Raw genomic sequence first — 10,337 nt, forward strand, 5'->3', positions numbered from 1 at the left:
TCCATGGCGCCTGCGGTCCTGCCCACCCACACCGCCCCACCTCTGACAGGTTCACGCGGCTGTTGGTAGGTGTCGACCTTGGTCGACACATCGTTCAGATATCGAAATCCATCTGGGGTCAGAGCCCGTTGCGGAGCAACGGGATCCGACCCCGTGCTGTTCTGACAGATCGCAGGAAACTGTCGAAGGCGGGGTGGGTCCGGTTGCGGGGGTGTCCGCGGCATGGATGCCGCGGCCAAGCCTACACGGACGTACTTGCGGCGTCCCCCGCAACCGGACCCGCCCCGCCAATCCTCAGGAACCGGCTTTGGCTGTTGCCTCGGCTCTGGCAATTGCTTCGGCAGGTGCAGGGCTGCAAGCCCTGCAAAAGAGAAACCCCACCCTACGCCTGCGTCGGTTGTGCAATCGCCCCCCGCGCACTACGATCCTGCGGTTCGCGTGCGCCCGCGTGCGCCGCATCTGCCAACCCGAGGTATCCATGGTCATCAAACCGCGCGTCCGCGGCTTCATCTGCGTCACCACCCATCCGACCGGCTGCGAGGCCGCGGTCAAGCAGCAGATCGACTACATCCGCGCCCGTCCGCCCATCCAGAATGGTCCAAAGCGCGTGCTGGTCATCGGTGCGTCGACCGGCTACGGCCTGGCGGCGCGCATCACCGCTGCCTTCGGTAGTGGCGCTGCGACCCTGGGTATATTCTTCGAGCGTGCGGGCAGCGAGACCAAGCCGGGCACCGCGGGCTGGTACAACTCGGCCGCCTTCCACAAGTACGCCGACGAAGCCGGCCTGTACGCCAAGAGCATCAACGGCGATGCCTTCTCCGATGAAGTGAAGGCCAAGACCATCGAGATGATCAAGGCCGACCTGGGCCAGGTCGACCAGGTGGTCTACAGCTTGGCTGCGCCGCGCCGCAAGCACCCCAAGACCGGTGAGATCATCAGCTCCACGCTGAAGCCGATCGGCGAACAGATTACCCTGCGTGGCCTGGACACCGACAAGGAAGTGATCACCGAAACCACCCTGCAGCCGGCCACCCCGGAAGAAATCGCCGGCACCGTAGCGGTGATGGGCGGCGAAGACTGGCAGATGTGGATCGACGCGCTGGCCGATGCCGGCGTGCTGGCCGAGGGCTGCACCACCACCGCCTTCACGTATGTGGGCGAGGAAATCACCCAGGCCATCTACTGGAACGGCTCGATTGGTGCCGCCAAGAAGGATCTGGACAACAAGGTGCTGGGCCTGCGCGAATCGCTGGCAAAAATTGGTGGCGACGCGCGCGTGTCGGTGCTGAAGGCGGTGGTCACCCAGGCCAGCTCGGCCATTCCGACCATGCCGCTGTACCTGTCGCTGCTGTTCAAGGTGATGAAGGCGCAGGGCACGCACGAGGGCTGCATCGAGCAGCTCGACGTGCTGTACGACATCCTCTACGGCGGCAAGGCTGACGGCGTGGCCGTCGATCGCCTGCGCCACGATCTGGTCGATGGCCAGGGTCGCACGGTTGCGCTGGTGGACGAGGAAGGCCGCCTGCGTGCCGATTACAAGGAAATGGCGCCGGAAGTGCAGGGCAAGGTGCTGGAGCTGTGGCCGCAGGTGACCAACGAGAACCTGTACGAGATCAGCGACCTGGCCGGCTACAAGGCCGATTTCCTGCGCCTGTTCGGTTTTGGAGTGGAAGGCGTGGACTACGAGGCCGACGTCAATCCGGACGTGAAGATCGCCAACCTGGTCGATCTGACCTGATGTGATGAACGGCAGCGCCGGGCCATGCCCGGCGTATGCCGTGGATGCCGCTGCGCTCGCCGGGCTGGGCCCGGCGCTACCATTCAACCGAACTCGAAGTTCATCACCGGCAGGGCAGGGCCGACGAAGTCGCCCTGAACGTAGTCCACGCCTGCACTGAACAGCAGGGTCATGGAATTGGCGTCGCTGACGAATTCGGCGACGGTGCGGATGCCGGCGTCCTGTGCGCGTGCCGTGATCTGGCTGATCAGGTCGATGTTCTCGCGGGTCGACACCAGGTCACTGGTGAAGCTGCGGTCGAGCTTCAGCACCTGCGGCTGGAAGTGCGCCAGCAGCTGGAACGAATCCAGCCCCGAACCGAACTGCTCCAGGCCGATACGGCAGCCCAGCGGCGCGACGGCCGCCAGGAACTGCTGCGCGGCGCGCAGATGGGTGAACACCTTGGCTTCAGGGGCATGCAGCCACAGGCGCTCGCCGGGCACCCCGTGTGCCTGCAGTTCCTGGCGCAGGGTGGCGATCATCTTCGGATCGTCGAACGATTCCGGGGTGACCTTCACCAGCATCTGCGTGGCATGGCCCTCGCGTGCGCGCGCGCCGAGCACGCTGATCGCACGCGCCACCACCCAGCGGTTGATGTCCGCCAGCAGGCCGTATTCCTCGGCGATGCCCAGGAAGGCGGTGGGGCTGAGCAGTTCGCCATTGTGTTCAAGGCGCAGGTAGGCCTCATACAGCTCGTGCGGCTCGCCCTGCAGGTTCAACACCGGCTGGTAGTGCAGCTGGAAACCATCGCCGGCCAGGGCTTCGCGGATGCGCGCCACCCAGCGCTGCACGCGTTCTTCTTCAACACGGTCAGCGGCGGCCGGGTCGAAGATGCGGCAGGTGTTGCCGAGCGCTGCGGCGGCCTGGGTGCATTCGCTGGCGCGGGCCAGCACTTGGCCGATGCTGGCGATCTTTTCGCCCACCTGTACGCCGCCCACGCTGACGGTGACCGTGGCCGAGCGCGCGCCGATGCTGAATACATGCGCGGCATACGCGGCACGGATGCGTTCGGCCAGGGCTTCGGTCTGCGCGTACGGGCCGGCCTGCAGCACCGCGAAACTGTGTTCGCCGAAGCGTGCCAGTTGGGCCTGGTCACCCACCACCTTGGCCAGCAGTGCCGCCAGGGCGCCGATGAGGGTGTCGGCCGAATCCAGGCCGATATCGGGGATCAACCGTGCGTAATGGTCCGGCTCGACCAGCAGCAGGCCGAACTGGCCTTCGCTGCGACCGGCCTGGGCCACCGCGTCTTCCACCTGCAGCATGAAGGTGGGGCGGTTCAGCAGCCCCGTCACCTGGTCACGCTGGCGCAGGTCTTCCACTTCGCGCGCCAGTTCGGTGTCCAGCTCCAGGCGGCGGCGGAACACCACCTGCAGGCAGGCCTCGCCCTCGTAGGTGGCGGCGGTGAACTCCATCGTGGCCGGGAACACGCTGCCGTCCTGGTGGCGGGCATCGAGCTGGTACTGCGGTGGCGGCGCCTCGCCGCGGCTGAGTGACTTCAGCAGCTGCTTGAAGCCGTCCACATGCTGGGTGGCCACCATGTCCAGCAGCGAGATGCCTTCGATATCGTCGAACTCTTCGTAGCCGAACATGCCCAGGTAGGCGTCGTTGGCACGGATGTGCATGCCTTCATGCACATAGGCGATGGGGTCGCGGGAAGAGGCGATGAGTGCATCGCAGCGGCGCTCGGTCTCGCGCATCTGTGCTTCGATGCGGCGCAGGCCGCGCCGTGCCTGCAGATCCACCCACTGGTCGCGCACCACGGCCAGCAGGTGCTCGTTGCGCTGGCGCAGGGCCAGGGCCCGCACGCCGTTGCTGCTGGCCTGCACCAGTTCGTCTTCGTCGATGCGGTCGGCCAGCAGCACCAGCGGAATGTCCTTGCCGCTGGCGGCGATGTGCTGGGCCACCAGCGGCAGGGGGATGCCCTGCGACGGCGAGGCCAGCACCAGGTCGATGGCCTGACTGGCCAGCACCTGTGACAGTTCGGCCGAATCCTGTGGGCGCCACGGGCGAACGGCAATGCCGCTGTTGCGCAGGGTGCTGACGATGGCTTCTGCGTTTTCGCCGCTGTCGTCCACGATCAGCAGGCGGATGGTGATGTCGTTCGCGTTCTGCATGCACTGCTCCCCAATCTGCGAACCTAGATACACGATGCGCGGCGGCGCGTCCATGCGCCGGCCCCCGGCGAGCGCCGAACGGCGATGCGGTTCACACCACGCTGCCGGCGGCGTGGCCGCTGGCCCAGGCCCACTGGAAGTTGTAGCCGCCCAGCCAGCCGGTCACATCCAGCACCTCGCCGACGAAATGCAGGCCGGGCACCCGCTTGGACTCGAACGTGGAAGACGACACTTCGGCCGTGTCCACGCCGCCCAGGGTGACTTCGGCCGTGCGGTAGCCCTCGGTGCCACTGGCCACCAGCGGGAAACCGCCCAGCAGCTGCCCGGCCTGGCGCAGCACCGGTTCGTCCAGCTGGCGCACCGGGCGGTCCGGCAGCCAGTGTTCGCACAGGCGCTGGGCCAGCCGCTTGGGCAGCACCTCGCCCAGCACCGTGCGCAGTTCGGCCGCAGGCCGCTCGCGCTTCATCTGCCGCAGCCACTCGGTCGCATCCTGGCCGGGCAGCAGGTCGAGTTCTAGGGTGTCGCCGGGCTGCCAGAACGAGGAGATCTGCAGGATGGCCGGCCCGCTGACGCCGCGATGGGTGAGCAGCATGAAGTTCTGGAAGCTGGTGCCATTGCAGCGCGCCTGCACCGGCAGGGCCACGCCGCTCAGCTCGGCCAGGCGTTCCTGGTGCTTGCCACTCAGGGTGAGCGGCACCAGGCCGGCGCGGGTGGGCAGCACGTTGTGGCCGAACTGGCGGGCCAGTTCGTAGCCGAAGCCGGTGGCACCCAGGCTGGGAATGGACAGCCCGCCCGTGGCCACCACCACCGATGCGCAATGGAACAGCCCCTGCGTGGTGTGCACGCGGAAGCCATCGCTGCCGTGTTCGATGCGCTCGATGCTGCACTGGGTACGGATCTGCGCGCCGCCGGCCTGGCATTCCTCCACCAGCATCTTCACGATCAGTTTCGACGAAACATCGCAGAACAGCTGGCCCAGTTCCTTTTCGTGATAGGCGATGCCGTGCTTCTCCACCATCTCGATGAAGTGCCAAGGCGAGTAACGGGCCAGCGCCGATTTGCAGAAGTGCGGGTTGGCCGACAGGAAGTTGGCCGGGGTGGTGCCGGTGTTGGTGAAGTTGCAGCGGCCGCCACCGGACATCAGGATCTTCTTGCCCACCTTGTTGGCGTGGTCGAGCACCTGCACCTGGCGCCCGCGGCGGCCGGCGGTGAGCGCGGTCATCAGCCCGGCGGCACCGGCGCCGATGACCACCACGTCGCAGCGGGTGATGCTCATGCCTTGGCGCGCTTGCGCCAGCTGGGAATCACGTCCAGCTGGATCTGGTCATTGAGGATCTGCACTTCGCCGTCCTGGATGAGCACGCTGAAGCGCATGGCGCGCTGGATCTGCTGGCCCCATTGTTCCACGAAGGCGCCATCCAGATCGATCACCGACAGATTGTCGAACCGGGCCAGGCCCTTGCCCTGCTTGGTCCACCAGATATCCGACGCGTTGCCGCCGTAGTTCACCACCTGCACCGAACGGCTGCGGTTGCTGGCCTTGCGGATGCGCGATTCGTCCGGGTGGCCCAGGTCGATCCACTGCAGGATGTCGCCGGTGTAATCGTGCTGCCACAGGTCCGGTTCGTCGTCGGTGCTCAGGCCGCGGCCGAACTCCAGGCGGTCATCGGCGTTCAGGGCGAAGGCCAGCAGGCGCACCATCAGGCGCTCGTCGGTTTCGGACGGGTGCTGGGCCAGGGTCAGGTTGTGGGTCGCGTAGTAGCCGCGATCCATGTCGCTGATCTGCAGTTCGGCCTTGCGGATGGTGGCGGTAAGGGCCATGGGCGTTCCGGGGGCAAAGACCGCTCATGATAGAGGTTTGCCGGCGGGGTGTCCGTGGCAGGGGTGTCGGCGCGGTGTCAACGATGGCACTCTGGCCGGGTCTTTCCCGCGTGCGTATTCGATGACTCTGCCCAGCCGTCTGCAGCTGCCCCCCGGTGACTGGCCGACGCTGCTGGACGGCCTGTGCGCGCGTTTCCCGCGCATTGATCGTGGCCAGTGGCTGGGCCGTTTCGCCCGCGGCCGGGTGCAGGACGCGCAGGGCAGGGCACTGGCAGCTGACCAGCGGTGGCAGGTCGGCCTGCAGATCCGCTACTTCCGCGAAGTGGGCGACGAGCCGGCCATTCCGTTCCATGAAACTGTGCTGTACGAGGATGCGCACCTGCTGGTGGCCGACAAGCCGCATTACCTGCCGGTCACCCCGGCCGGTGGCTACGTACGCGAAACGCTGCTGGCGCGGCTGGTTGCGGACACCGGCAATGCCGATCTGGTGCCGCTGCATCGGCTGGATCGGCTCACTGCGGGGCTGGTGCTGTTCTCGCAGCGGCCCGACACCCGCGACGCCTTCCAGCGCCTGTTCCGCGAGCGGCGCATCGAAAAGGTCTACGAAGCACTGGCGCCGGCGCTGCCGGGCCAGCAGTTCCCGCTGCAGCGGCTGAGCCGGATCGTGCCCGGCGAGCCCTTCTTCCGCATGGCCGAAGCACAGGGCGAGCCCAATGCGCGCACTGGCATCGAGGTGATTGCCGAGCACGGTGCGGTCTGGCATTACCGGCTGCGGCCGGAAACCGGCCGCAAGCACCAGCTGCGCGTGCACATGGCGGCGCTGGGGGCGCCGATCCTGGGCGATGACCTGTACCCGCAACTGCGGCCGATGGACGATGCGCCGCCGCTGCAGCTGCTGGCCCGGGCGCTGGCCTTCCAGGACCCGCTGAGCGGGGAGCGCCGTTTGTTCAGCAGCAAGCGTTCGCTGTGCTGGCCGCCGGACCCGGCAGCGCGGGCATGACCATCGCGGCTTGATCAGCGTGGTTTGATCCGGGCCAGCCAGCGGTCCAGTTCGGCCGCGAACAGCTGGCGATCGCGCGCGCCCAGCGGCGGCGGGCCCCCGGTCTGCACGCCGGCACCGCGCAGTTCCTCCATGAAATTGCGCATGGACAGGCGCTCGGCCATGTTGTTGGCGGTGTACAGCTGGCCGCGCGGGTTCAGCGCCACTGCCTTCTTCTCCAGCACCAGCGCCGCCAGCGGGATGTCCTGGGTAACCACCAGGTCACCGGCGGCCACCCGTTCCACGATGGCGCTGTCGGCCACGTCCAGGCCCTGCGGGACCTGCAGGGAGCGGATCCAGCGCGAGGGTGGGGTGCGCAGCCACTGGTTGGCGACCAGGGTCAGGTCCAGACCGACCCGCTCGGCGGCCCGGAAAAGGATGTCGCGAATGACGCCGGGGCAGGCGTCGGCATCCACCCAGATGCGCGGACGGGCGTGTTCAGCGGGGGTTTCAGCTTCAGTCATCAGCCCAGTGTAGGGTAGGAAAAACCTGAATAGGGACTCGGGTTTAGCCGCGATCTGGGCCCAGCCCTTGTCACGCCTAGCGGGCGGGGTCCTGCCGCTGAATGCAGGGGCTATCGCTTTTTGCCGAAAACACGCGTATCGTTCGATCCACTGTGTTTGCTAGGGTCACCGTGAATCGTGGCCTGGTGCAGTTGATCTCACGATCCGCTCATCGATCCGCTTTACCAACGCCTGCAACTCAGTCTCGGCCCCGATTCCCGGTGGCTGCGATTTTTTCAACATGTGTTTCAGGAGTTAGTCAAATGTCTGATCGTCAGACCGGCACCGTCAAGTGGTTCAACGACGCCAAGGGCTTCGGCTTCATCACCCCGGAAAGCGGCCCGGACCTGTTCGTGCACTTCCGTGCCATCCAGGGCACCGGCTTCAAGACCCTGCAGGAAGGCCAGAAGGTTACCTTCATCGCCGTCCAGGGCCAGAAGGGTATGCAGGCTGACCAGGTGCAGGCGGTCTAATCCGTCTGCTGCCTTTGGGTAGCCAGAACGCCGGAAGCGAAAGCTTCCGGCGTTTTTTTTTTGCCTTTGTGCAGAGTCGAGCCATGCTCGACTGCGGCGTGAAGGCAGTCGAGCATGGCTCGACTCTACAATGGGCCATGCATTCCATGAGCCCGCCCATGCGCATCGTCCACCATCTGGAAAATTCCCGTTCGCTGCGCGTGCTGTGGATGCTGGAAGAACTGGGTCTGGACTACGAGCTGCGGCGCTACCCGCGCGATCGGAAGACGCTGCTGGCGCCGCCGGAGCTTCGGCAGATCCATCCGCTGGGCAAGGCACCGGTGCTGCAGGACGGTGACCAGGTGCTGGCCGAATCCGGCGCGATCCTGGATTACCTGGCCGATCGCTACGACACCGATCGCCTTCTGTCACCGCCGCCGCTGCCGGCCGACAGTGCCGAGCGCATCGCTTATCGCTACTGGCTGCATTACGCCGAAGGATCGGCCATGCCGCCGCTGCTGCTGACCTTGGTGGTCGGGCGCATCCGCAGTGCGCCGATGCCTTTCTTTGCCCGGCCGATCGCGCGCAGCATCGCCGACAAGGCCGAGCGCAGCTTCATCGGCCCGCAGCGCCGCCTGCACCTGGACTGGATGGAGCGGCGCTTGGCCGAAAGCCCGTGGTTCGCCGGTGAACGGTTCAGTGCGGCCGACATCCAGATGAGTTTCCCGATCCAGGCTGCTGCCGCCCGTGGCGGCGGGCTGGACGACAAGCCGGCCCTGCGCAGCTTCCTGGCGCGCATCGGCCGGCGCCCGGCCTACCAGCGCGCCGAGGCCCAGGGCGGGGCGCTGCAGGCCCTGCGCGGCGATTGAGGCCGGGGCCGGCCGCCCCCATCCTGCTGGCATGGATACCCACGCCCCCCGCTTCGACAATCGCTTGTTGTCCGCCCTGCCGGGCGATCCCGAATCCGGCCCGCGCCGCCGTGAGGTGCGCGAGGCGGCCTGGTCGTCGGTGCTGCCGACCCCGGTGGCGGCGCCGACCCTGCTGGCCTGGTCGCCCGAAGTGGCCGCACTGCTGGGGTTCGATGCTGGTGATGTGCAGGGTGCGGACTTCGCCCAGGTGTTCGGTGGCAATGCGCTGTACGCCGGCATGCAGCCGTGGGCGGCCAACTACGGTGGCCACCAGTTCGGCCATTGGGCCGGGCAGTTGGGTGACGGCCGCGCGATATCACTGGGTGAGCTGGTGGCCGCCGACGGGCGCCATTGGGAGCTGCAGTTGAAGGGCGCGGGGCCGACGCCGTACTCGCGCGGCGCCGATGGCCGCGCCGTACTGCGCTCCTCCATCCGCGAGTTCCTGTGCAGCGAAGCGATGCACCATCTTGGTGTGCCGACCACGCGTGCGCTGTCGCTGGTGGGCACCGGTGAGGACGTAGTGCGCGACATGTTCTACGACGGCCACCCGCGTGCCGAGCCCGGCGCGATCGTCTGCCGCGTGGCGCCGTCGTTCATGCGCTTTGGCACGTTCGAACTGCCTGCGTCGCGTGGCGAGACGACGCTGCTGAAACAGTTGGCCGATGTCTGCATCGCCCGCGATTTCCCCGAACTGCAAGGGGCAGGGGAGGCACTGTACGGCGACTGGTTCGCGCAGATTGCCGTGCGCACCGCTGAGTTGATGGCGCACTGGATGCGCGTCGGCTTCGTGCATGGGGTGATGAACACCGACAACCTGTCCGTGCTCGGCCTCACGATCGATTACGGTCCCTACGGCTGGGTGGAAGATTACGACCCGGACTGGACGCCCAACACCACTGACGCGCAGGGGCGCCGCTACCGCTTCGGCACCCAGCCGCAGGTGGCGTACTGGAATCTCAACCGGTTGGCGCAGGCGCTGTCGCCGTTGTTCGCCGACGTGCAGCCGCTGCAGGCTGGATTGGCCGCGTTCCAGTCCACCTTCGTGTCCTGCACGCGGCGTGATGCTGCGGCGAAGTTGGGGCTGGGCGCCGCCGACGACGAAGACCTGCAGTTGTACCTGCGCTGGCAGCAGTTGCTGCAGGAGGGTGGCATGGACATGACCCTGGCGTGGCGTGCGTTGATGCAGGTGGATGCGTCCGTACCGGATGTGGCCGTACTGGGCGATGTGTACTACGACGAGGCGCGCCGGCAGGCGGTGGAGGCGCCGTTGCAGCAGTGGCTGCAGGCGTACGCGGCGCGGTTGCGTGTGGACCCGCTGTCGGCCGAGGCGCGGCAGGCGAAAATGGAAGCGGCCAATCCGCTGTACGTGCTGCGCAACTGGCTGGCACAGGAGGCGATCGATCGCGCCGAGCAGGGCGACCTGGGGGGCGTGCATGCGCTGCAGGAGGTGCTGCGCGATCCGTACACGCAGCGGCCGGGGTTGGAACACTACGCGGGCAAGCGGCCGGCCTGGGCCGAGCACCGCGCCGGCTGCTCGATGCTGTCCTGCAGTTCGTAGGGGTGTTCTCTGCAGGGCTTGCAGCCCTGCACCTGCTCAATGCAACAGTAACAACAACAGCAACAGCAACAGCAACAGCAACGTCAAAAGCTGGGTATCGGTGGGATGGTGGGGCGGTGTCGGATTGCGGGGACGCCGCAAGTACGTCCTTGTAGGCTTGGCAGC

9 protein-coding genes are annotated in these 10,337 nt (G+C 67.0%); 5 read left to right on the plus strand and 4 right to left on the minus strand.

Going from position 1 to position 10,337, the window contains the following annotated elements; translation table 11 throughout:
- The first annotated feature begins 478 nt into the window (after positions 1–478).
- Complete coding sequence (fabV, locus tag RTY46_RS19015) at positions 479–1,738, plus strand: enoyl-ACP reductase FabV (RefSeq protein WP_312710338.1); 1,260 nt, start codon at positions 479–481, stop codon at positions 1,736–1,738.
- A gap of 83 nt (positions 1,739–1,821) precedes the next feature.
- Here fabV and RTY46_RS19020 read toward each other — a convergent pair whose 3' ends face one another.
- The 3 genes from RTY46_RS19020 to RTY46_RS19030 all read right to left on the minus strand — a co-directional run bounded on the left by RTY46_RS19020 (position 1,822) and on the right by RTY46_RS19030 (position 5,712).
- Positions 1,822–3,891 (minus strand): EAL domain-containing protein, encoded by a 2,070-nt coding sequence (locus tag RTY46_RS19020; protein ID WP_312710340.1) that lies wholly within the window; start codon positions 3,889–3,891, stop codon positions 1,822–1,824.
- A 91-nt stretch (positions 3,892–3,982) separates the two neighbouring features.
- On the minus strand, positions 3,983–5,167 hold the full coding sequence (locus RTY46_RS19025; protein WP_312710342.1) for an NAD(P)/FAD-dependent oxidoreductase: 1,185 nt from the start codon (positions 5,165–5,167) through the stop codon (positions 3,983–3,985).
- Complete coding sequence (locus RTY46_RS19030) at positions 5,164–5,712, minus strand: YaeQ family protein (protein WP_312710344.1); 549 nt, start codon at positions 5,710–5,712, stop codon at positions 5,164–5,166. Before RTY46_RS19030 ends, RTY46_RS19025 begins: the two co-directional genes overlap by 4 nt.
- A gap of 121 nt (positions 5,713–5,833) precedes the next feature.
- Here RTY46_RS19030 and RTY46_RS19035 point away from each other — a divergent pair, with 121 nt between their 5' ends.
- Entirely contained in the window at positions 5,834–6,712 is an 879-nt protein-coding gene (locus RTY46_RS19035; protein WP_312710345.1) for a pseudouridine synthase, read from the plus strand.
- 14 nt (positions 6,713–6,726) lie between these two features.
- Here RTY46_RS19035 and RTY46_RS19040 read toward each other — a convergent pair whose 3' ends face one another.
- Complete coding sequence (locus RTY46_RS19040; RefSeq protein WP_312710346.1) at positions 6,727–7,215, minus strand: YaiI/YqxD family protein; 489 nt, start codon at positions 7,213–7,215, stop codon at positions 6,727–6,729.
- 302 nt (positions 7,216–7,517) lie between these two features.
- Between RTY46_RS19040 and RTY46_RS19045 the strand changes: the two genes are divergently transcribed.
- The 3 genes from RTY46_RS19045 (at position 7,518) to RTY46_RS19055 (ending at position 10,172) form a co-directional block, all read left to right on the plus strand.
- The gene (locus RTY46_RS19045) at positions 7,518–7,727 is read left to right on the plus strand and encodes a cold-shock protein (RefSeq protein WP_004153307.1); all 210 of its coding nucleotides are present in this window, start codon (positions 7,518–7,520) and stop codon (positions 7,725–7,727) included.
- Between the two features lie 158 nt (positions 7,728–7,885).
- Positions 7,886–8,575 (plus strand): glutathione S-transferase, encoded by a 690-nt coding sequence (locus tag RTY46_RS19050; protein ID WP_312710348.1) that lies wholly within the window; start codon positions 7,886–7,888, stop codon positions 8,573–8,575.
- Between the two features lie 31 nt (positions 8,576–8,606).
- Positions 8,607–10,172, plus strand: a complete 1,566-nt coding sequence (locus tag RTY46_RS19055) for a protein adenylyltransferase SelO family protein (protein WP_312710350.1) — start codon at positions 8,607–8,609, stop codon at positions 10,170–10,172.
- Positions 10,173–10,337: the final 165 nt, after the last annotated feature.

Source organism: Stenotrophomonas sp. (assembly GCF_032056425.1).
Lineage (GTDB): Bacteria > Pseudomonadota > Gammaproteobacteria > Xanthomonadales > Xanthomonadaceae > Stenotrophomonas.

Bases quoted from the DNA above. Each gene is read 5' to 3' on its own strand.
- RTY46_RS19020 (WP_312710340.1), bottom strand. From the start codon at position 3,891: ATGCAGAACGCGAACGACATCACCATCCGCCTGCTGATCGTGGACGAC.
- RTY46_RS19025 (WP_312710342.1), bottom strand. From the start codon at position 5,167: ATGAGCATCACCCGCTGCGACGTGGTGGTCATCGGCGCCGGTGCCGCC.
- RTY46_RS19055 (WP_312710350.1), top strand. From the start codon at position 8,607: ATGGATACCCACGCCCCCCGCTTCGACAATCGCTTGTTGTCCGCCCTG.
- fabV (WP_312710338.1), top strand. From the start codon at position 479: ATGGTCATCAAACCGCGCGTCCGCGGCTTCATCTGCGTCACCACCCAT.
- RTY46_RS19050 (WP_312710348.1), top strand. From the start codon at position 7,886: ATGCGCATCGTCCACCATCTGGAAAATTCCCGTTCGCTGCGCGTGCTG.
- RTY46_RS19035 (WP_312710345.1), top strand. From the start codon at position 5,834: ATGACTCTGCCCAGCCGTCTGCAGCTGCCCCCCGGTGACTGGCCGACG.
- RTY46_RS19030 (WP_312710344.1), bottom strand. From the start codon at position 5,712: ATGGCCCTTACCGCCACCATCCGCAAGGCCGAACTGCAGATCAGCGAC.
- RTY46_RS19045 (WP_004153307.1), top strand. From the start codon at position 7,518: ATGTCTGATCGTCAGACCGGCACCGTCAAGTGGTTCAACGACGCCAAG.
- RTY46_RS19040 (WP_312710346.1), bottom strand. From the start codon at position 7,215: ATGACTGAAGCTGAAACCCCCGCTGAACACGCCCGTCCGCGCATCTGG.